This is a genomic window from Massilia luteola (assembly GCF_034420155.1).
GTDB classification, from domain to species: Bacteria; Pseudomonadota; Gammaproteobacteria; order Burkholderiales; family Burkholderiaceae_D; genus Telluria; species Telluria luteola.
Genome location: NZ_JAXOFN010000001.1, coordinates 22,134 through 40,963, shown reverse-complemented (window position 1 = coordinate 40,963; position 18,830 = coordinate 22,134). Strand labels below are relative to the sequence as shown.

At 66.8% G+C, this 18,830-nt stretch carries 23 protein-coding genes; 7 read left to right on the top strand and 16 right to left on the bottom strand.

All coding sequences use genetic code 11. The features are described from left to right. Nucleotides 1-63: 63 nt before the first annotated feature. The 3 genes from ilvN to U9J41_RS00225 all read right to left on the bottom strand — a co-directional run bounded on the left by ilvN (nucleotide 64) and on the right by U9J41_RS00225 (nucleotide 3,424). Nucleotides 64-555, bottom strand: coding sequence for an acetolactate synthase small subunit (gene ilvN, locus U9J41_RS00235; protein ID WP_211521245.1), 492 nt, complete (start codon nucleotides 553-555; stop codon nucleotides 64-66). Continuing rightward, nucleotides 555-2,279 (bottom strand): acetolactate synthase 3 catalytic subunit, encoded by a 1,725-nt coding sequence (locus tag U9J41_RS00230; RefSeq protein ID WP_322399597.1) that lies wholly within the window; start codon nucleotides 2,277-2,279, stop codon nucleotides 555-557. The genes ilvN and U9J41_RS00230 overlap by 1 nt, the downstream gene beginning before the upstream one ends. A gap of 509 nt (nucleotides 2,280-2,788) precedes the next feature. Beyond that, on the bottom strand, nucleotides 2,789-3,424 hold the full coding sequence (locus U9J41_RS00225) for a glutathione S-transferase family protein (protein ID WP_322399596.1): 636 nt from the start codon (nucleotides 3,422-3,424) through the stop codon (nucleotides 2,789-2,791). A gap of 166 nt (nucleotides 3,425-3,590) precedes the next feature. Between U9J41_RS00225 and U9J41_RS00220 the strand changes: the two genes are divergently transcribed. The 4 genes from U9J41_RS00220 to U9J41_RS00205 are packed head-to-tail and all read left to right on the top strand — an operon-like array spanning nucleotide 3,591 to nucleotide 5,885. After that, entirely contained in the window at nucleotides 3,591-4,160 is a 570-nt protein-coding gene (locus U9J41_RS00220) for an RNA polymerase sigma factor (protein ID WP_322399595.1), read from the top strand. After that, nucleotides 4,157-4,579 carry a DUF3619 family protein gene (locus U9J41_RS00215; RefSeq protein ID WP_322399594.1) on the top strand — a complete coding sequence of 141 codons (423 nt, stop codon included), beginning with the start codon at nucleotides 4,157-4,159 and terminating at the stop codon, nucleotides 4,577-4,579. The genes U9J41_RS00220 and U9J41_RS00215 overlap by 4 nt, the downstream gene beginning before the upstream one ends. A gap of 3 nt (nucleotides 4,580-4,582) precedes the next feature. Then, entirely contained in the window at nucleotides 4,583-5,356 is a 774-nt protein-coding gene (locus U9J41_RS00210; protein ID WP_322399593.1) for a DUF3106 domain-containing protein, read from the top strand. A gap of 7 nt (nucleotides 5,357-5,363) precedes the next feature. Further along, a complete protein-coding gene (locus U9J41_RS00205; protein ID WP_322399592.1) occupies nucleotides 5,364-5,885 on the top strand; it encodes an RDD family protein in 522 nt (173 codons plus the stop codon). 1 nt (nucleotide 5,886) lies between these two features. On the opposite strand, the gene U9J41_RS00200 is transcribed toward U9J41_RS00205, so the two are convergent. Further along, complete coding sequence (locus U9J41_RS00200; RefSeq protein WP_322399591.1) at nucleotides 5,887-6,387, bottom strand: thioredoxin family protein; 501 nt, start codon at nucleotides 6,385-6,387, stop codon at nucleotides 5,887-5,889. Between the two features lie 10 nt (nucleotides 6,388-6,397). Next, on the bottom strand, nucleotides 6,398-7,105 hold the full coding sequence (locus U9J41_RS00195) for a cytochrome c biogenesis CcdA family protein (protein WP_322399590.1): 708 nt from the start codon (nucleotides 7,103-7,105) through the stop codon (nucleotides 6,398-6,400). Between the two features lie 173 nt (nucleotides 7,106-7,278). Here U9J41_RS00195 and U9J41_RS00190 point away from each other — a divergent pair, with 173 nt between their 5' ends. Beyond that, complete coding sequence (locus U9J41_RS00190; protein WP_322399589.1) at nucleotides 7,279-8,022, top strand: response regulator; 744 nt, start codon at nucleotides 7,279-7,281, stop codon at nucleotides 8,020-8,022. After that, nucleotides 8,019-9,332 carry an ATP-binding protein gene (locus U9J41_RS00185; protein ID WP_322399588.1) on the top strand — a complete coding sequence of 438 codons (1,314 nt, stop codon included), beginning with the start codon at nucleotides 8,019-8,021 and terminating at the stop codon, nucleotides 9,330-9,332. The genes U9J41_RS00190 and U9J41_RS00185 overlap by 4 nt, the downstream gene beginning before the upstream one ends. Before the next feature lie 128 nt (nucleotides 9,333-9,460). Here U9J41_RS00185 and maiA read toward each other — a convergent pair whose 3' ends face one another. Further along, nucleotides 9,461-10,108 (bottom strand): maleylacetoacetate isomerase, encoded by a 648-nt coding sequence (maiA, locus tag U9J41_RS00180; protein WP_322399587.1) that lies wholly within the window; start codon nucleotides 10,106-10,108, stop codon nucleotides 9,461-9,463. Between the two features lie 124 nt (nucleotides 10,109-10,232). Between maiA and U9J41_RS00175 the strand changes: the two genes are divergently transcribed. Continuing rightward, the gene (locus U9J41_RS00175) at nucleotides 10,233-10,703 is read left to right on the top strand and encodes a MarR family winged helix-turn-helix transcriptional regulator (protein ID WP_322399586.1); all 471 of its coding nucleotides are present in this window, start codon (nucleotides 10,233-10,235) and stop codon (nucleotides 10,701-10,703) included. Nucleotides 10,704-10,794: 91 nt separating this feature from the next. Here U9J41_RS00175 and U9J41_RS00170 read toward each other — a convergent pair whose 3' ends face one another. The 10 genes from U9J41_RS00170 to iscU form a co-directional block, all read right to left on the bottom strand. After that, nucleotides 10,795-11,790 (bottom strand): DUF2268 domain-containing putative Zn-dependent protease, encoded by a 996-nt coding sequence (locus U9J41_RS00170; RefSeq protein WP_322399585.1) that lies wholly within the window; start codon nucleotides 11,788-11,790, stop codon nucleotides 10,795-10,797. A gap of 69 nt (nucleotides 11,791-11,859) precedes the next feature. Further along, nucleotides 11,860-12,570, bottom strand: a complete 711-nt coding sequence (locus U9J41_RS00165; protein ID WP_322399584.1) for an RNA pseudouridine synthase — start codon at nucleotides 12,568-12,570, stop codon at nucleotides 11,860-11,862. Beyond that, nucleotides 12,567-13,604, bottom strand: a complete 1,038-nt coding sequence (ltaE, locus tag U9J41_RS00160; RefSeq protein WP_322399583.1) for a low-specificity L-threonine aldolase — start codon at nucleotides 13,602-13,604, stop codon at nucleotides 12,567-12,569. The genes U9J41_RS00165 and ltaE overlap by 4 nt, the downstream gene beginning before the upstream one ends. A gap of 10 nt (nucleotides 13,605-13,614) precedes the next feature. Then, entirely contained in the window at nucleotides 13,615-14,523 is a 909-nt protein-coding gene (locus U9J41_RS00155) for a class I SAM-dependent methyltransferase (RefSeq protein WP_322399582.1), read from the bottom strand. Next, the gene (iscX, locus tag U9J41_RS00150; RefSeq protein ID WP_056442104.1) at nucleotides 14,510-14,704 is read right to left on the bottom strand and encodes a Fe-S cluster assembly protein IscX; all 195 of its coding nucleotides are present in this window, start codon (nucleotides 14,702-14,704) and stop codon (nucleotides 14,510-14,512) included. Before iscX ends, U9J41_RS00155 begins: the two co-directional genes overlap by 14 nt. 17 nt (nucleotides 14,705-14,721) lie before the next feature. Continuing rightward, nucleotides 14,722-15,060 carry an ISC system 2Fe-2S type ferredoxin gene (gene fdx / locus U9J41_RS00145; RefSeq protein ID WP_036230756.1) on the bottom strand — a complete coding sequence of 113 codons (339 nt, stop codon included), beginning with the start codon at nucleotides 15,058-15,060 and terminating at the stop codon, nucleotides 14,722-14,724. 316 nt (nucleotides 15,061-15,376) lie between these two features. Then, a complete protein-coding gene (hscA, locus tag U9J41_RS00140; RefSeq protein ID WP_322399581.1) occupies nucleotides 15,377-17,266 on the bottom strand; it encodes a Fe-S protein assembly chaperone HscA in 1,890 nt (629 codons plus the stop codon). A 66-nt stretch (nucleotides 17,267-17,332) separates the two neighbouring features. Then, nucleotides 17,333-17,848 carry a Fe-S protein assembly co-chaperone HscB gene (gene hscB, locus U9J41_RS00135; RefSeq protein WP_322399580.1) on the bottom strand — a complete coding sequence of 172 codons (516 nt, stop codon included), beginning with the start codon at nucleotides 17,846-17,848 and terminating at the stop codon, nucleotides 17,333-17,335. A gap of 16 nt (nucleotides 17,849-17,864) precedes the next feature. Further along, nucleotides 17,865-18,188 (bottom strand): iron-sulfur cluster assembly protein IscA, encoded by a 324-nt coding sequence (gene iscA / locus U9J41_RS00130; RefSeq protein ID WP_056442094.1) that lies wholly within the window; start codon nucleotides 18,186-18,188, stop codon nucleotides 17,865-17,867. Nucleotides 18,189-18,418: 230 nt separating this feature from the next. Continuing rightward, nucleotides 18,419-18,820, bottom strand: coding sequence for a Fe-S cluster assembly scaffold IscU (gene iscU, locus U9J41_RS00125; protein ID WP_056442092.1), 402 nt, complete (start codon nucleotides 18,818-18,820; stop codon nucleotides 18,419-18,421). Nucleotides 18,821-18,830: the final 10 nt, after the last annotated feature.

The window sequence follows — 18,830 nt, the reverse complement described above, 5'->3', positions numbered from 1 at the left end:
GTTCATTTGCCGGCGCAACGGACGCCGTAGGGTGGGCACCCCGTGCCCACCACACCACCGGCGTCAAACCTTGAGGATGCGCTCGCCGCGGCCGATGCCGGAACCACCCGTGCGGACGGTCTCGAGAATCGAGGCGCGGTCGATGGCGTCGATGAAGGCGTCCAGCTTCGTCTTCGCGCCCGTCAGCTCGATCGTGTACGTTTTTTCCGTCACGTCGATGATGCGGCCGCGGAAGATGTCGGCGGTGCGCTTCATTTCCTCGCGCTCCTTGCCCACCGCCCTCACCTTGATCAGCATGAGCTCGCGCTCGATGTGCTGGCCTTCGGTCAGGTCGACCACCTTCACCACTTCGATCAGGCGGTTCAGGTGCTTGGTGATCTGCTCGATGATGTCGTCCGAGCCCGAAGTCACGATGGTCATGCGCGACAAGGTGGCGTCTTCGGTCGGCGCCACGGTCAGCGTCTCGATGTTGTAGCCGCGTGCCGAGAACAGGCCCACGACGCGCGACAGCGCGCCGGCTTCGTTTTCGAGCAGGACGGAGATGATGTGTCGCATTACAGGTCCTCCGATCCGAGCAGCATTTCCGACAAGCCCTTGCCCGTCTTGACCATCGGCCAGACGTTTTCGCTACGGTCGGTAATGAAGTTCATGAACACCAGGCGATCCTTCATGGCGAAGGCGTCGCGCAGCGCGCCGTCCACGTCGCCCGGCTTCTCGATGCGCATGCCGACGTGGCCATAGGCCTCGGCCAGCTTCTCGAAGTCCGGCAGGGAATCCATGTACGACTCGGCGTAGCGGCCGCCGTAGTCGAGTTCCTGCCACTGGCGCACCATGCCCAGGAAGCGGTTGTTCAGGAGGATGATCTTCGGCGTCAGGTGATACTGTTTGCAGGTTGCGAGTTCCTGGATGTTCATCTGGATCGAGCCCTCGCCGGTGACGCAGGCGACGGTCGCGCCGGGGTTCGCCATCTGCACGCCCATCGCGTACGGCAGGCCCACGCCCATCGTGCCCAGGCCACCGGAATTGATCCAGCGGCGCGGCTTGTCGAATGGGTAGTATTGCGCGGCCCACATCTGGTGCTGGCCCACGTCCGACGTGATGAACGCGTCGCCGCCGGTCACTTCCCACAGCTTCTCGACGACGGATTGCGGCTTGATCAGTTCATCCGAGGTGGCATAGCGCAGGCACTGGCGGCCGCGCCAGTCTGCGATCTGCTGCCACCATTTCTGCACGGCCGGGTTCGGACGCTGTTCGGCGGCGTCCAGCTGCGACAGCAGTTCGATCAGCACGTCCTTGACGTTGCCGACGATGGGGATGTCGACCTTCACGCGTTTCGAGATCGACGACGGGTCGATGTCGATGTGGATGATCTTGCGCGGATTGGTCGCGAAGTGCTTCGGGTTGCCGATCACGCGGTCGTCGAAGCGGGCGCCGATGGCGATCAGGACGTCGCAGTGCTGCATCGCCATGTTCGCTTCGTAGGTGCCGTGCATGCCGGGCATGCCGACGAATTTCTCGTCGGTGGCGCGGAACGCGCCCAGGCCCATCAGCGTGTTCGTGATCGGGAAGCCGAGCTTGTCGACCAGCCGGTTCAATTCGTTCGCCGCATTGGCCAGGATGACGCCGCCGCCCGAATAGATCATCGGACGCTCGGCCGCCAGCAGCAGCTGCACCGCCTTGCGGATCTGGCCGGCGTGGCCCTTGTCGACGGGGCGGTAGGAACGCATCTCGATCTCTTTCGGATACGAGTACACGGCCTTGTGCATGCTGACGTCCTTCGGGATATCGACGAGCACCGGGCCCGGACGGCCGGTACGTGCGATATAGAAGGCTTTCTTGATCGTCTCGGCAAGGTCCTTGACGTCCTTGACGAGGAAATTATGTTTCACCACCGGGCGCGTGATGCCCACGGTGTCGCATTCCTGGAACGCGTCCTGGCCGATCGCCGCGGTCGGAACCTGGCCGGAAATCACGACCATCGGAATCGAATCCATGTAGGCGGTGGAGAGGCCGGTGACGGCATTGGTGACGCCCGGACCGGACGTGACCAGGCAAACGCCGACTTCGTTCGAGCTGCGCGAATACGCGTCGGCCGCGTGCACGGCTGCCTGCTCGTGACGTACCAGGATGTGCTGGAATTTGTCCTGCTTGAAGATGGCGTCGTAGATGTAGAGAACCGCTCCGCCGGGGTAACCGAAGACGTGTTTCACGCCCTCTTCCGCCAGGCAACGGACTACGATCTCAGCGCCCGTGATGGAAGCTGCTGCGTCGTTACTCATGATACGTTTCCTTTCAAGACCCATAGGGAGATTGATCGGATGCTCGTCCCTGACGAGATACGTGTCACGCAACAGTGCTCATGCTTCCCTTCTCTCTGCGGTCGCGACGATCTTTCAGGATACCGTAGGATCCTTACGAACCGACGCTGGACGCAACTCGTTCAGCTTGAGTTACTGTAGCGGAATGCGAATCTCTCGCGCTTGTGGCACGGGTTGGAGCAAACTGCCTACATTGTGAAAGCGCGTCATGCCGAGGTTGACTTTGTGTGACAAGCTGGCTTGACAATATGCTTCGGGGGTGCAAAGCGTTTCATACCTTACTGCGTCGCACCATTCTGGTCAAGATAAATAATTATTTTTCCACGAGTTTTGCGTGCGTTTCGGCATCGCATCGTGGGCACGGGTGCCCGCCCTACCACGCGTTTCGACGTTGCATCGTGGGCCCGGGGTTGTATGGCACGGGGATATGGCGCCGTAGGGCGGGCACCCTGTGCCCGCGACACGCCGGCTCACGCCGTATCGTCGGACAGCCACGCGCCCGCGCCGGGCCGCGCCCGCAGCCGCGCCATCCATGCGGCGACGGCGGGATAAGCCGGCCGGTCGTCCATCGGCGTCTTGCGCCAGCGGTGCGCGGACAGGCCCAGCACGACGTCGGCCAGCGAGAACGCCGCGCCGGCCGCATACGCCCCGGTCGTCTCCAGTTGGCGTTCGAGGATGCCCATATGGCGGTTCCAGTCGGCGATGCCGGCGGCGAGGCGCCCCGGGTCCTGGTGGGCGGGACTGCCGCGCACCAGTCCCATGAAGGCATAGCGCCAGGCATTGTTCAGTTCCGTCGCCTGCCAGTCCATCCACTGCTCCACGTGCGCCCGAGCCTGCGCGTCGCGCGGCAACAGGCTCGTCGCCGCCCCGTCGCCGTAGCGCGTGGCCAGGTAGCGGCAAATCGTGTTCGACTCCCACAGCACGACGTCGCCGTCGACCAGCACCGGCACCATCGCGTTCGGATTCAACGCCAGGAAGGCGGGATCCTGCGTCGAACGGAAACCGCTGCCCCAGTCTTCCCGGTCGAATACAATGTCGAGTTCGGCACAGGTCCACAAGACCTTGCGAACGTTGATCGAACTTGCCTTGCCGAGGATACGCACCAAGCCCGCCTCCGGAATCGCGTCAATCCGCCTATTCTAGAGTCAAAACGACAAGGCCGCACGCGCGCGCCTGCCGGTTTCGGGTGCGGTCATCCGTAATTTTTGCTAGGATTCGAAAGTTTTCCGAAAAGCCACAGGCAACGTACCGGTGGCGTCCACCACTTATCGCATGGCCACTGATAAAGAACTCAACGACTTCCTCGAGAGTGTCGAGCGGCGCGCCTTCAAGCAGGCGGCGTACGCGGTCCGCAAGGACGAGGCAGCGCTCGACATCGTTCAGGACGCCATGATCAAGCTCGCGGAGAAGTACGGCGACAAGCCCCTGGCCGAACTGCCGATGCTCTTCCAGCGCATCCTGCAAAACACCATCCTCGATTACTTCCGCCGCGAAAAAGTCAGGAACACCTGGGTCAGCCTCTTCGGAGGCCTCGGCCGCAGGGACGAAGACGACTCGGAATTTGATATACTGGCATCTTATGAGGCCGAGGAAGGGACGTCCGCCGCGGAGTCCAGCGCGGACCAGGTCGAACGGGCGCAAACGCTGCACCTGATCGAGGAAGAGATACAAAAACTCCCGGCGCGTCAACGGGAAGCGTTCCTCATGCGTTACTGGCAGGACATGGATGTGGCCGAGACGGCCGAAGCGATGGGATGCTCCGAGGGCAGTGTAAAAACGCATTGTTCTCGCGCTACGCATACCCTGCAGAAAGCCCTGGAGGCCAAGGGAATTAAACTATGAACACCGACGACATCAACCTGGCGTACAAGATCCGCCATGCCCTGAACGAAAATCTCGACAACCTGCCGGCGTCGACGACCGACCGCCTGGCCGCCGCGCGCGCGCAGGCACTGGCGCGCAAGAAGGCCGATGCGCCGGTCCGCGGCAGGGCGCCGCAACGCGCCACGTTCGACCTGGGCGCGCTGTTCTCGATGCAATGGGTGGCGCGCGCCGCCGTCGTCGCCCCGCTGCTGGCGATGGTCGCCGGCATGGTCGGCGTCTACCAGTACGAACGTGAGCAGCGCGTCGCCGAATTGGCCGAGCTGGATGCGGCCGTGCTGTCCGACGACCTGCCCCTGACCGCCTACACCGACCACGGTTTCAACGCTTACCTGGCACAACAGCAGCAAGCACAGCAACAGCCGCAGCGAGCCCAGTAAAGGATGACGGCCAACAAGCTCAAACTTGCCGGCGCCGCCGCCGCCGTCGTGCTCGTTGGCGCGGCCGTACTGAGCATCAGCCAGCGCGGCGGTTCCCTCCCCGCCGCCTCCGGCCCGGCCACGCGCGAAGCGCCGGCCGCCGTCCCCGCCACGCACGCCCAGCCCGCCAAGCCGGCGACCGGCAGCCACAAAGGCGGCGACAAGCCCCTGTGGCACAGCCTGAGCCCGGCCCAGCAGGTCGCCCTGCAGCCGCTGCAGGCCGAGTGGGACCAGATGGACGGCGTGCGCAAGCAGAAATGGCTGCAGCTCGCGAACCGCTTCGCCGGCCTGAAACCGGCGGAACAGGCGCGCGTGCACGAACGCATGCGCGAATGGGCCAAGCTGACGCCCGAGCAGCGTGAACTGGCGCGCGAAACCTATACGCGCACCCGCAAGATCGCTCCCGAGCAAAAGAACGCCACGTGGGAAACCTATCAACAGCTGCCGGAAGAGCAAAAGAAAAAGCTGGCCGCATCGGCCACCGCGCGCAAGTCGCCGCGGGTGGTGCCGTCGCAGGCCAGCGGCAAGGTCGTCGCGCCGCTGGGCCAGGGCGCGACGTCGTGCCCGGCCGGCATGGTCAAGAACACGGTATCGGCCGCCCCGCCCTGCGTGCCCCCGGCGTCCGCGACGCCGGTGCCGCCGCAACCGGTGCAGCCGCCGACGCCCGCCAAGCCGCCCGCGCCCGAACCGGAAAAGCAGGTGCCGGCCAACTGGGGCATCACACCCAACAACGCCTGAGGTCCGCATGACTGACACGCCAACCATCAAACGCCGCCTGATCGCGATGGTCTACGAGACCTTCCTGCTGCTGGCGGTCGAGATGCTGGCGGTGGCGTTGTACCTGCTCATCACCCTCAACAATCACGCCCCCGTGTTCCAGTACGGCCTGAAGGTCTGGCTGTTCGTCGTCACCGGCGCCTATTTCGTCTGGGGCTGGACCAACAGCGGCCACACGCTCGCCATGAAGACGTGGCGCATGCAGGTCGTGACGGCCGATCACGCGCGCCTGCCGCTGACGACCGCCATCGTGCGCTACCTGCTGGCGTGGGGCTGGTTCCTGCCGGCCCTCCTCGCCTGCGCGGCGCTCGGCCTGAAGGACAAGGGGCAGGTCGGCGCCGCCATCGCCCTGGGCGTGCTGGGCTGGAGCCTGACGGCCTTCCTCGACCGCGACCGCCGCTTCCTGCACGACCGCCTGGCCGGCACGCGCATCGTCGTGCTGCCGAAGAAGCGGCCGGCCCCGGCCGCCGCCCCCGCCGAAGCCGCCTGATTCAGGGCGCGGCCAGCAGCTTGCGGATCGTCGCCTCGGTCTGCGCATAATCGCCTTCGCCGAAGTGCGTGTACACGACGGCCCCCTTCTTGTCGACGAGGTAGAACGCGGGCCAGAACTGGTTGTTGTACGCGCTCCACGTGGCATACCGGTTGTCCTGCGCGACCGGAAACGTTATCCCGTTGCGCTGCACGGCCGTCCTGAGGTTGTTCAGGTTGCGCTCGAAGCCGTATTCCGGCGTGTGCACGCCGACGACGACGAGCCCCTGGTCCTTGTACTTCTGGTGCCAGCCTTTCACGTACGGCAGCACGTGCTGGCAGTTGATGCAGTCATACGTCCAGAAATCCACGAGCACCACCTTGCCGCGCAGTTGCTGCATGCTGAGCGGCGCGCTGTTGATCCAGTTGTCGATGCCCGCGAATTCCGGCGCGGGGGCGGCGTGCGCGCTCACGGCGGCGATGGCGACGACGGCGGCGGCGAGGGAACGGATGGCGTATTTCATGGCGAACTCCTTAGATGGTCGGGAAAATGGAAGGGATATGGGCGGCGAGCTGCGTGTCGACCTGGAACCAGATCGCGGCCGCGCTGGCCAGCACGAGCACGCCGAATGCGCGCTGCAGCGCCACCGCATGGCGGGCGACGCCGCGCACACGCTGGACGATGGCCTGGCCGCCGTGGATCAGCGCCAGCATCGGCAGCGCCGCGCCCAGCGCATACAGGCCGACGAGCCGCACGGCCCTGGCCGGATCGTGCGCCTGCACGACGAGCGCGAGGATCGATGCGAGCACCGGGCCGGCGCACGGCGTCCACACGGCACCCAGCGACAGGCCCAGCACGAACGCCCCACTCTGCTTCGGCACCGCGTCGGCGCGGACGCCGCGCAGCCGCGCCCAAACGGGACGGACGTATCCGACGAGCAGGTCCCACGGCCGCGGCCAGATGCGCAGCAGGCCCGACACGCCCAGCAGCACGATGGCCGCGTTGCGCAGCGTTTCCTGCGCCAGTTGCGCGGCGCTCGACACGGCGCCCAGCGCCAGCGCGAACGCCGAGAACGACAGCACGAAGCCGGCCACGATCAAAAGCGGCCGCCGGCGGCGCGCGCCGTCCACCTTGTCGACGGTCGCGCCGAGCAGGAACGGCAGCACGGGCAGCACGCACGGGGACGCCACCGTGGCCAGGCCGGCCAGCAGCGCAAGCGGGGATTCGATCGCATGGGTCATGGGAGCCTCCTTGTTTTGTGAGACTCCATTGGACGCCCGCGATGTGTGCGCGATGTGTCCGCAACCTCCCGTTTTTGTCAGGCCATGTGTCCTGGCCCGGCCCCGACACATTCGGACATAATGACGCCGGTACGCCGCGCTACATTACCTCCGCAACCACCGAAGGAGACAACATGAACGAGAACGACCACGTCCTGGTCGTCGACGACGACCGCGGCATCCGCGAACTGGTCGGCGCCTATCTGGAAAAGCAGGGCCTGCGCGTGACCTTGGCCGCCAACGGCCGCGAGATGAAGAACGCGCTGATGCACGCAGCGCCCGACCTGATCCTGCTCGACATCATGATGCCCGGCGAGGACGGCCTGACCCTGTGCCGCGAACTGCGCGCCGGGAAGCACCGCGCGGTCCCGATCGTGATGCTGACGGCGCGCGACGACGAGACCGACCGCATCGTCGGCCTGGAACTCGGCGCCGACGACTATGTGCCGAAGCCGTTCGCCGTGCGCGAACTGCTGGCCCGCATCCGCGCCGTGCTGCGCCGCACGCGCATGCTGCCGCCGAACCTGCAGGTGACGGAGGCCGCGAAACTGCTCGCGTTCGGCGACTGGCGCCTCGACACGGTCGGCCGCCACCTGCTCGATGCGGACGGCGTCGAGGTCGCGATGAGCGGCGCCGAATACCGGCTGCTGCGCGTGTTCCTCGACCACCCACAGCGCGTGCTGTCGCGCGACCAGCTGATGGGTCTCACGCACGGCAACGACGCCGAATTCTTCGACCGCTCGATCGACCTGCTCGTGAGCCGCCTGCGCCAGCGCCTGGGCGACGGCGCGCGCGAGCCCCGCTACATCAAGACGCTGCGCAACGAGGGCTATGTGTTCTCGTCCGACGTGACGATCCTGGAAGGCCGGACGGCATGAACGCGCGGTGGTCCGGTCCATGGCCGCGCAGCCTGTACGCACGCCTGGCATTGATCCTGTTCGCGGGGCTCGCGCTGGCGCAGGGCCTGTCGGTGGCACTCACGTTCACGGAGCGCGACCAGGCCACGACGCAGCTGATGATGGGCTATGTGGAACGCGAGGTCGCGAGCGCCGTCGCCCTGCTCGACCTGCTGCCGGCGGCCGAGCGCCCGGCCTGGCTGCCCCGCCTCGCGCGGCGCAGCTACCGCTTCATCCTCGGCCCGGGCGAAACGACAGGCGCGATGCCGGACGAGAAGCTGTCCGCCCAGATCGCGAGCTCGATCGCGCAAGGCATCGGGCGCAGCTACCCGCTCACCGTGAACGGCCTCGGCGACAACGGCCGCATGCAGGTCCACCTGCGCCTGTCCGACGGGTCGCCGCTGACCATCGACGTGCAGCCGATGCGCGGCGTGCCGCTGTCGCCGTGGCTGCCGTACGTGCTGGCCGCGCAGCTGGCGATCCTCGCCGCGTGCTGCTGGCTCGCGGTGCGCCAGGCCGTGCGGCCGCTGCGCGCGCTGGCCGAGGCGGCCGACGCGCTCGGCCCCGACCTGCGTCCCGTCGAACTGCCGGAACGCGGACCGTCCGAAGTCCTGCGTTCGGCGCGCGCGTTCAACGCCATGCAGCGCCGCATCGCCGCCTATGTCGACGAGCGCGTGCGCATCCTGGCCGCCATCTCGCACGACCTGCAGACGCCGATCACCCGCATGCGCCTGCGCGTGGACCTGATGGACGACGAGGCCCAGCAGCCGAAACTGCGCGCCGACCTCGACGAACTGCAGGGACTCGTCAAGGACGGCATCGGCTATGCGCGCGCCATGCACGGCGAACGGGAACCGGCGCGCGCCATCGACCTCGACGCCCAGCTGGACAGCCTCGTGCTGGACTACCGCGACGCCGGCAGCGCCGTGCAGCTGGAAGGCCGCATCGGCACGCCGGTGCAGACGCGCCCGAAGGCGCTGCGCCGCATCGTCGGCAACCTCGTCGACAACGCGCTGCGCTACGGCGGCAGCGCGGACATCGTCGTCGGCCGCGACAGCCAGGGCGCGGTGCTCGTGCGCGTGCTGGACGACGGTCCGGGCATCCCCGCCGAACAGCTGGAGACCGTGTTCGAGCCATTCTTCCGGCTGGAGGCGTCGCGCAACCGCGACACGGGCGGCACCGGCCTGGGCCTCGCCATCGCGCGCCAGCTGGCGGGGAGCCTAGGCGGCACGCTCACCTTGAACAACCGGCCCGAGGGCGGACTGGAAGCGCGGCTGACGCTGTCCCGATGACGGACTGCGGCCGTGCACCGTGGGCGGGGGCCGCCCACCCTGCGATTTCTCGGTGGCCGCGGCTGAACCGGCGGTGTCGTCGTGCACCGTGGGCACGTGATTGACGCCCCGGCATCACTCGCCTCACCCTAGCGCTGCAATATGGCCTGCGCGTTATCCCGAAACGCGGGAATCTCCGCGAGCCGCACCGCGATCGCCTCGACGTGCGGCCAGCGCGCCAACGGCAGGCCCACGCGGCCGGCATTCAGCGCCTGCGGGAACAGGAAGACGTCCGCCAGGCCGGGCGCGTCGCCCACGCAGAAACGGCTGGGCGCCGCCGCGTGGCGGCGCGCCAGCAGGGCTTCCAGCGCATCGATGCCCTCTTCCGTCCAGTGGCGGCGCCAGGCCGGCGCGGTCGTCTCGTCGGCGCCCGGCAAACTGGATAAACGGTTTATCACGCGCGGCGTCACGATCGCATGCGTCTCGGCCAGCACGGCCAGCACGAACGCCCGCACCCAGGCCCGCGTCGCCGCGTCGGGCGGCAGCAGCGGCGGTTGCGGGAAGACCTCGTCCAGGTATTCGACGATCGCCAGCGATTGGGTCAGCAGCACGCCGTCGTCCGTCAGCAGCGCGGGCACGAGGCCTTGCGGATTCACGTCCAGGTAGGCCGGCCGGCGGTTCTCCGCACCGGCGCCGACGATCTCGACGGGGATGCGCTCCACGGCGAGGCTTTTCAGCGCAAGAGCGATACGGACCCGCGCGGCGGCGGACGAGATGGCGGCGTCGTACAGTTTCATCGTTGGCTCCGTTGTTGGCTATCGAAATAATGGTTATCGAAGTAATTATTTTCGCAAAGTCTAGCAGCGCGTTCCGCCAATTTCAAGTACGATAATCGTTATCACGATAATTTTCTCGATACTCATGCCTAACGACAACGATACCCGCGCCAAGGCCGCCCGCATGGCGGACTTCATGTGCTTCGCCATCTATTCGACCAACCTCGCGTATTCGCGCGTGTACAAGCCCGTGCTGGACGCGCTGGGGCTCACCTATCCGCAATACATGGCCATCATCGCGCTGTGGGAAGAAGACAACCAGACGGTGAAGAGCCTGAGCGAAAAACTGTTCCTCGAACCGAGCACGGTCACGCCCATGCTCAAGCGGCTGGAAGGCATGGGCTATGTGCACCGCGAGCGCGACAAGGAAGACGAGCGCAACGTCCGCCTCTCCCTCACCGACGCGGGCCGCGCGCTGCGCGAACGGGGACTGGGCTTCGGCAAGCAGACGGTGGCCGCATCGGGCCTGGGTCCGGAAGAATTCCCGGCCCTGCAAAAGGCCGTCGTGCACCTGCGCGACAACCTGATCGCGGCGGCCGCCAGGACCGGCGACTGACCCGCCAGGCTTCCGCGACCGGGGCGCCATGCGCCTTCAGCGCGGTGGTGACGAAATCGACCGTCGCGCCCAGTTGCGCGGCACCGGCGGCTTACCTCGTCGGGGCCGACGCGGGCTTCGTGGCCTGAGCGCCTTGCCCGCCATAGCCGCTCGCCCTGAGGATCGCGTCCGGGTCCCGCAACTCGATCAGTTCGCGCATCGCGGCGCGCTTGTCGGCGGAACGCGCCAAATACGCTTCGGCGATGCGCATGCCGACCCAGTAGCCGGCCTCGCAAGGCCATCCTTCGGGCGCGGCACCGCAGTTCGCGAACCAGCGCCGGAAGTGGGGACTGGCGACCAGCTTGTCCACGCCGCCGCCGCTGCCGCGGATGGCCGCGCGGTCGCGCTGGAACGCGCGCCACAACCGCGCTTCCTGCGGGCGCGCCCAGGCGTCGCGGTCCAGATGCGGGATCGTGCCCGTGACCAGCGTCGCGAGATAGTCGGCGACGCCCTCGCGCAAGGCTTGGCTCAGCAGGAGATCGGCCAGCGCCGCCGGCGTTTCGTCGTCCTGCCAGGTGTGCACCGTCTCGTGCGCGAAGAAGCCGCGCATCGTGGTGCGGAACTGTTCGGGCGTGGTACCGGGCGGGCACGTCACCTCCAGGCCGATCACCTGCGTGTCGTTGCTGGCGGTGCCGCCCGACGAGTTGGCGCCGAAGACGACGTCGATGGCAGGCAGCGGACGCTCCGGCAGCAGGCCGGCAAACGCGAGGTAGATCGCGCGCAGGTCGCCGCGCAGGGCCGGCAACTGCGGCAGGCATTCGCGGATCGCATAGCGGTAGGTGTCGGGCCTGGCGGCGACCGCCTTCGCCAGGCGTTGCGCATCGATGATGCGCGGCGCCGGGGTGAAGATCTTCACGCCGGGTCCGGCCCCGTCCAGATAACCGCGCTGCAGGGCGTCGGCCGTCGGCACGGCGCCGTCCTTCATGAGATTCGCGAAACGCAGCGCGTCGCGCGCGTCGATATCGGCCGTCAGCGGGTCGACGCCCGCCGCAAGAACGGTCCCCGCCCACAGCATCAGCACGGGCAGAAGCAGCTTACTGAACTTCATCCATCGATCCTCTCTGTCGCGCCGGATGCGCGCGGCGCAGTGTACAGGAGGCGTTGCCTTTCCGGCAAGTCAGAAGCGTTCGGTCTCGAGCAGATAGCGCCAGCGCCCGTTCGGCAGCGCGCCGAGCGCCACGCGGCCCACGCGCAGCCGCCGCAGCGATTTGACCGTGAGCCCGACCTCGGCGCACATGGCCGCGACCTGGCCCGGGCGGATGTCCTTGCCGGCCATGCGCAGCCGCGCCTCGCTCTGCCAGCTGGCCTTCAGCGGCACGGTCGCCCTGCCCTGCACGCGCATGCTGCCATTCAGGCGGGACAATCCGTCGTCCGCGATGGCGCCCGTCACCTCGGCCACGTATTCCTGTTCGATGCGCGCGCCGTCCTCGACCAGCTTGCGGGTCACGCGCCAGTCCTGGCTCAGCACGAGCAGGCCGCTCGCTTCCGGTTCCAGCGGCGTGACGATGGACAGCCGCGCCAGGTGCCGGCGCAGGAAGCGCGTGCCCGCCGTCGCGGCCAGCGTCTCCGGTGCGATCAGCGCCAGCGCGCCGGCCGCGTCGACGCCGGCCGGCTTGTGCAGCAGGATCGTCACGGGCGCCACGTCGACCGGCTCGGCGCCGGCCAGCAGCGCGACGGTTTGCGGCGCCGTCACGCGCGTGGCCGGGTCTTCGACGACGACGCCGTCGACCGTCACCCAGCCGCCCGCGATATAGCGTTCGGCCTCGGCGCGCGAGCACGGCACCACTTCGGCCACGCGCTTGGCGAGGCGGATTCCTTCGTCGGTCATTGTGCTTTCCAGTCGCGGAAGAATGCTTCGAACAAGGCGACGGTGTTCTTCACGTCGGCGCGTGATACGTCCAGGTGCGTGACGAGGCGCGTGTGCGGGCCGATCGACGCGCGGATGCCCTGGCGCGCCAGCGCCTCGCGCAACGGCGCGCACGCGGCGTCCGGGATCTCGACGTAGAAGATGTTCGTCTGCGGCGCCGTCACGCGCAGGGGTTCGATGCGCGCGAGGCCGGCCGCCAGGTCCGCCGCGTTCTGGTGATCGTCGGCGAGGCGCTCGACGTTATGTTCCAGCGCGTAGTGCGCGGCGGCCGCGATGACGCCGGCTTGCCGCATGCCGCCGCCCAGCATCTTGCGCCAGCGCTTGCCCTGCTCGATGAAGGCCCGGGGACCGAGCAGCACGGAGCCGACCGGCGCGCCGAGCCCTTTCGACAGGCACACCGACACGGTATCGAAACCGGCCGCCGCCGCGCGCAGGCTCAACCCCTGCTTGACGGCCGCGTTGCAGATCCGGGCACCGTCCAGGTGCGTGACGAGACCGCGCGCATGCGCGAAATCCGTCGCGGCCTTGACGTAGTCCTGCGGCAGCACGCGGCCGCCGATCGTGTTTTCCAGCGCCAGCACGCGCGTGCGCGCGAAGTGCATGTCGTCCGGCTTGATGTACGCGGCGATATCGGTGATGGCGATCGAGCCGTCCGGCTGGTTGGCGATCGGCTGCGGCTGGATGCTGCCCAGTACCGCCGCGCCGCCGCCTTCGTACTTGTACGTGTGCGCTTCCTGGCCGACGAGGTATTCGTCGCCGCGGCCGCAATGCGTCATCAGCGCGATCAGGTTCGTCTGCGTGCCGCTCGGCGCGAACAGGCCGGCCTCGAAACCGAACAGCTCGGCCGCGAAATCCTGCAGGCGGTTGACGGTGGGGTCGTCGCCGTAGACGTCGTCGCCGACGGGTGCGCCGGCCATCGCGGCGCGCATCGCGGCGGACGGTTGGGTGACGGTGTCGCTGCGCAGGTCGATCCAGCGGTCTGGTTGTTCGCTCATGGTGTGGGCATCAATCGGTCGTTGATTCGGCGGCCTGCGCTTGTGACGCTGGCTGGCCTGAGTAGAAACGCGGGGAGAGTTCTTCCAGCCCGACTTCGGCCAGTACCTGCTGCAGGCGCTCGGCGGGCCGGCGGCGCGGCAGGTTCTTGTACGTGGCGACGATCAGCTCGTTCTTCATCGAGTGTTCCCAGCCCACCAGTTCCGTCACGGTGACCTGGTAACCGTGCGCTTCCAGTTGCAGGCAGCGCAGCACGTTGGTGATCTGGCTGCCGAATTCGCGCGTGTGGATCGGATGGCGCCAGATCTCGGTCAGGGCGCTGCGGCCCAGGTCGCGGCCTTTGTTCTTGCGCAGCACGGTCGCGACTTCGGCCTGGCAGCACGGCACCAGCACGATGTGCCTGGCCTGCTTCTTCAGCGCGAAATCGATGGCGTCGTCCGTCGCCGTGTTGCAGGCATGGAGTGCCGTCACGACGTCGATCGTGGCCGGCAGCTTGTCCGACCCGGTCGATTCCGCGACCGACAGGTTCAGGAACGACATGCCCGGGAAGCCCAGGCGCGCGGCCAGTTCGGTAGACTTCTGCACGAGTTCCTCGCGCGTCTCGATGCCGTAGATGTGGCCACCGTTCTCGCGTCCCTTGAAGAACAGGTCGTACAGGATGAAGCCGAGGTAGGACTTGCCGGCGCCGTGGTCGACCACGGTCGCGCCCTGCCCGTCCTTCTGGGCCTCGACGTCCTTGAGCAGCGGCTCGATGAACTGGACGAGGTGGTAGACCTGCTTCAGTTTGCGGCGGCTGTCCTGATTCAGCTTGCCGTCGCGCGTGAGGATGTGCAGTTCCTTCAGCAGCTCGATCGACTGGCCCGGCTTGATTTCCGGCGCCTGTTCGTAGATCGTCGGGACTGGTTTTTTATCTTGCTTCATCGATCCATGCCGCCTGGATGGCTTCCAGAACGCGCTCGCCGCCGCGCGCGTGGTCGTCGTCGAAGCCATCCAGCGCGACGACCCAGTTATGCAGGTCGACGAAGCGCACGGTGGCCGGATCGACGTCCGGATAGGTTTCGTACAAGGCCTCGGCGATGGCCGTGACATCGGTCCACTTCATGGTACCCTCCGTCGCGCTCAATGGTTCTCGGCTGCGTGGTTGATCGTGTACTTCGGGATCTCGACGACGAGGTCTTCGTCGGCGATGATGGCCTGGCAGGACAGGCGCGAGTTCGGCTCCAGGCCCCAGGCCTTGTCGAGCATGTCCTCTTCCTTTTCTTCCTGCTCGTTCAGCGAATCGAAGCCTTCGCGCACGATCACGTGGCAGGTGGTGCAGGCGCACACGCGGTCGCAGGCGTGCTCGATCTCGATGTCGTTCTCGAGCAGCGTGTCGCAGATCGACTTGCCGCTCTGGCCGTCGAGCACGGCGCCTTCGGGGCAGAAGACGGGATGGGGGAGGATGACGATTTGTGGCACTGATTGACCTCTTCGATTTGTTTGCTCTGTGGCGTGGCCGATATGTTATCCGCGCCCTTCAAACCGTCGTCCCCGCGCAGGCGGGGACCCAATGCATGCGATCGAAATCGGTACGCCGGTCACGCCGCAACCGATACGATTCCTGCTGCTCAACTTGGGTTCCCGCCTGCGCGGGAACGACGCTGCTTTAATGTACGTGGGGTTCCCGCCTGCGCGGGAACGACGCTGCTTTAATGTACGTGGGATTCCCGCCTGCGCGGGAACGACGTTGCTTGGCGTAGCACGTAGGGTGGGCACCCCGTGCCCACCAAGCGTTTCATACCTGATCCAGCGTCTTGCCGGCCAACACCTTGCGCACGCTCTTGTCCATGCGCCGCGCGGCGAATTCCTCGGTGCCGTGCGCCAGCGCCTGCACGGCGTCGTGCAGCACGTTCTGGCGCGAGTCGACCGCGACGTCCGCATCGTTCGAACGCTTCACCGCGTCGCGCACGACCTGCACCAGTGCCGCGATCGCGTCCTGTTCTTCGGCGCTCAGCAGGTCGGCGTCCGTATCGAGCGCGGACTGCGTGGCCAGCAGGATGCGCTCGGCCTCGACCTGTTCCTCGCGCAGCGCGCGCGCGACCATGTCGACCTGCGCCGAGTTGTACGAGTCCTGCAGCATGCGCGCCACTTCGTCGTCGCCGAGGCCGTACGACGGCTTCACCGTGATCGCCGCCTCCACGCCGGAGCGGGTTTCGCGCGCCGACACCGACAGCAGGCCGTCCGCGTCGACCTGGTACGTGACGCGGATGCGCGCCGCGCCGGCCGCCATCGGCGGGATGCCGCGCAGCTCGAAGCGCGCCAGCGAACGGCAGTCGGACACCAGCTCGCGCTCGCCCTGCACCACGTGCACGGCGAGGGCCGTCTGGCCATCCTTGAACGTCGTGAATTCCTGCGCGCGGGCGCACGGGATCGTCGAGTTGCGCGGGATGATCTTCTCGACCAGGCCGCCCATCGTCTCGATGCCGAGCGACAGCGGGATCACGTCCAGCAGCAGCCAGTCGTCGCCCGCCGCGCGGTTGCCGGCCAGGAGATTCGCCTGGATGGCGGCGCCCAGCGCGACGACCTTGTCCGGGTCGATGTTCGCGTGCGGGATCGTCTTGAAGAAATCGCCGACGGCGCGGCGGATGTGCGGCATGCGCGTGGCGCCGCCGACGAGCACGACGCCGTCGACGTCCTCGACGGACACGTTCGCGTCGCGCATCGCCTTGCGTACCGCGTTCATCGTCTTCGCGACGAGCGGCTGGGTGATCTCGGCGAAGGTCTTCGCGCTGACGGTCACCTGCACCACTTCGCCCGATTTCAGGATCGCCTCGACCGTCGTCTCTTCGTTCGTCGACAGCAGTTCCTTGGCCTGGCGCGACTTGACCATCAAGGTCGCGGTGTCGACTTCGGACAGCGGCGCGAGGCCGGCCTGCTGGGTGATATGGCAGAACAGGCGCTGGTCGAAGTCGTCGCCGCCGAGCGCGGAATCGCCGCCCGTGGACAGCACTTCGAACACGCCCTTGGAGAGCTTGAGGATCGAGATGTCGAACGTGCCGCCGCCCAGGTCGTACACGGCGAACACGCCTTCCTTGCCGTGGTCGAGGCCATAGGCGATGGCGGCGGCCGTCGGCTCGGACAGCAGGCGCAGGACGTTCAGGCCGGCCAGCTGGGCCGCGTCCTTGGTCGCCTGGCGCTGGGCGTCGTCGAAATACGCGGGCACCGTGATGACGGCGCCGACCAGTTCATCGCCGAGGGCATCCTCGGCCGTCTGGCGCAGGGTGGCCAGGATCTGCGCGGAGACTTCGACGGGCGACTTCACGCCGGCCACGGTTTTCACTTGCACCATACCCGGAGCATCGACAAAATCGTACGGCAGGTTCTCGACGTGGGCGATGTCCTTCAGGCCGCGGCCCATGAAGCGCTTGACGGAGACGATGGTGTTCTTGGGATCGGTGGTGCGGGCCGCCATGGCCTTGTAGCCGATGTTGGCGTGGCCGTTCGGGAGGTAGCGCACGATCGATGGCAGCAGCGCGCGGCCGTCGTCGTCGGAGAGCACTTCCGGGATCGAGTGGCGCACGGTCGCGACGAGGGAATTGGTGGTACCCAGGTCGATGCCCACCGCCAGCCGGTGCTGGTGCGGCGCGGTCGACATGCCGGGTTCGGAGATCTGCAGTAGTGCCATGGTCGTGTTACCTAATCTTCTTGTTGGATACTGTCGCAAATTGCGCTCGTCCCGTTTATCGTCGCCTCAACTCTCCAGCGCCTCGAACGCGTAATGCAATTCGTCGCCGAATTTATCGAGGAACATCAGCGCCCGCACGCCCTGCGCCGCCTGGCTGTAATCGCCGGCGTCGAGCAGCTTGCCGACCTGCGCCAGGCGCTGCTTGCGCTCGCCGCGCACGCGCGCGTCCAACTCGTCGAGGGCGCCCGCGTCCTTCGCGGCGCGCGCGTCGGACAAGGCTTCGCGCAGCTCCATCTGCTCCATCAGGAAGTCCATCGGCATCGCCGTGTTCGACTCGGTCTGCAGGTCGACGCCATTCAGCTCGCACAGGTAGCGCGCGCGCAGCATCGGATTCTTCAGCGTCTGGTGGGCCTCGTTGGCGCGCGTGGCCCATTGCATCGCGACGCGTTTTTCGGCATCGCTCGCATTCACGAAGCGGTCCGGATGGACGCGGCCCTGGACTTCGCGGTAAGCGCTGTCCAGCGCTTCCATGTCGACGTCGAACCTGGCGGGCAGCTGGAACAGCTCGAAGTGGTTTTGCACGATCGAGTGCTCCCGGTCAGATCCGGAAGCTTTCGCCGCAACCGCAATTGTCCTTGACGTTCGGGTTGTTGAAGCGGAAGCCTTCGTTCAGGCCTTCGCGGGCGAAATCGAGCTCGGTGCCGTCGATGTACGGCAGGCTCTTGGGATCGACGAACACTTTCACGCCGTGCGATTCGAAGACCGTGTCCTCGGTCGCGGCTTCGTCGACGTATTCCAGCTTGTAGGCCAGGCCGGAGCAGCCGGTCGTGCGCACGCCGAAACGCAGGCCCACGCCCTTGCCCCGACGCTCGAGGTAACGGTTGATGTGCTTTGCGGCCTTTTCGGTCAGGGTCACAGCCATTTCAAAAATCTCCAGCTTGAATACGATGTTGCGGTATGCGTGCGCCAAGGTGGGCTCGTTTCATTTGAGGCCCCCGGCCTCAAATGCCCACCCTACGATGATCGCCGTCGTCATTTGGTGCGCTCGGGTGCCGCCCTGCGATGATCGCCGTCGCCATTTGGTGGGCTCGGGCAGCCCACCCTACGACGATTGTCGTGGCCGTAGGGTGGGCACCCCGTGCCCACGTGCGATCACGCGGCTTTGACTTCTTCGGCGCCGTGCTTCTGCTTGTAGTCGGCGACGGCCGCCTTGATGGCGTCTTCGGCCAGGATCGAGCAGTGGATCTTCACCGGCGGCAGCGCCAGTTCTTCGGCGATCTGCGTGTTCTTGATGGACAGCGCTTCGTCCAGCGACTTGCCCTTGACCCATTCGGTCACGAGCGAGCTCGATGCGATCGCCGAACCGCAGCCGTAGGTCTTGAATTTCGCGTCTTCGATGACGCCCGCTTCGTTGACCTTGATCTGCAGTTTCATCACGTCGCCGCAGGCCGGCGCGCCGACCATGCCGGTGCCGACGTCGTCGGAATTCTTGTCGAACGAGCCGACGTTGCGCGGGTTTTCGTAGTGGTCGAGGACCTTGTCGGAATATGCCATGGTAGTACTC

Bases quoted from the DNA above. Each gene is read 5' to 3' on its own strand.
- U9J41_RS00190 (WP_322399589.1), top strand. From the start codon at position 7,279: ATGAACGAGAACGACCACGTCCTGGTCGTCGACGACGACCGCGGCATC.
- iscA (WP_056442094.1), bottom strand. From the start codon at position 18,188: ATGGCTGTGACCCTGACCGAAAAGGCCGCAAAGCACATCAACCGTTAC.
- U9J41_RS00155 (WP_322399582.1), bottom strand. From the start codon at position 14,523: ATGAAGCAAGATAAAAAACCAGTCCCGACGATCTACGAACAGGCGCCG.
- U9J41_RS00175 (WP_322399586.1), top strand. From the start codon at position 10,233: ATGCCTAACGACAACGATACCCGCGCCAAGGCCGCCCGCATGGCGGAC.
- U9J41_RS00165 (WP_322399584.1), bottom strand. From the start codon at position 12,570: ATGACCGACGAAGGAATCCGCCTCGCCAAGCGCGTGGCCGAAGTGGTG.
- U9J41_RS00185 (WP_322399588.1), top strand. From the start codon at position 8,019: ATGAACGCGCGGTGGTCCGGTCCATGGCCGCGCAGCCTGTACGCACGC.
- U9J41_RS00220 (WP_322399595.1), top strand. From the start codon at position 3,591: ATGGCCACTGATAAAGAACTCAACGACTTCCTCGAGAGTGTCGAGCGG.
- iscU (WP_056442092.1), bottom strand. From the start codon at position 18,820: ATGGCATATTCCGACAAGGTCCTCGACCACTACGAAAACCCGCGCAAC.
- U9J41_RS00195 (WP_322399590.1), bottom strand. From the start codon at position 7,105: ATGACCCATGCGATCGAATCCCCGCTTGCGCTGCTGGCCGGCCTGGCC.
- hscA (WP_322399581.1), bottom strand. From the start codon at position 17,266: ATGGCACTACTGCAGATCTCCGAACCCGGCATGTCGACCGCGCCGCAC.
- iscX (WP_056442104.1), bottom strand. From the start codon at position 14,704: ATGAAGTGGACCGATGTCACGGCCATCGCCGAGGCCTTGTACGAAACC.
- U9J41_RS00170 (WP_322399585.1), bottom strand. From the start codon at position 11,790: ATGAAGTTCAGTAAGCTGCTTCTGCCCGTGCTGATGCTGTGGGCGGGG.
- U9J41_RS00200 (WP_322399591.1), bottom strand. From the start codon at position 6,387: ATGAAATACGCCATCCGTTCCCTCGCCGCCGCCGTCGTCGCCATCGCC.
- ltaE (WP_322399583.1), bottom strand. From the start codon at position 13,604: ATGAGCGAACAACCAGACCGCTGGATCGACCTGCGCAGCGACACCGTC.
- ilvN (WP_211521245.1), bottom strand. From the start codon at position 555: ATGCGACACATCATCTCCGTCCTGCTCGAAAACGAAGCCGGCGCGCTG.
- maiA (WP_322399587.1), bottom strand. From the start codon at position 10,108: ATGAAACTGTACGACGCCGCCATCTCGTCCGCCGCCGCGCGGGTCCGT.
- U9J41_RS00230 (WP_322399597.1), bottom strand. From the start codon at position 2,279: ATGAGTAACGACGCAGCAGCTTCCATCACGGGCGCTGAGATCGTAGTC.
- U9J41_RS00205 (WP_322399592.1), top strand. From the start codon at position 5,364: ATGACTGACACGCCAACCATCAAACGCCGCCTGATCGCGATGGTCTAC.
- U9J41_RS00210 (WP_322399593.1), top strand. From the start codon at position 4,583: ATGACGGCCAACAAGCTCAAACTTGCCGGCGCCGCCGCCGCCGTCGTG.
- U9J41_RS00215 (WP_322399594.1), top strand. From the start codon at position 4,157: ATGAACACCGACGACATCAACCTGGCGTACAAGATCCGCCATGCCCTG.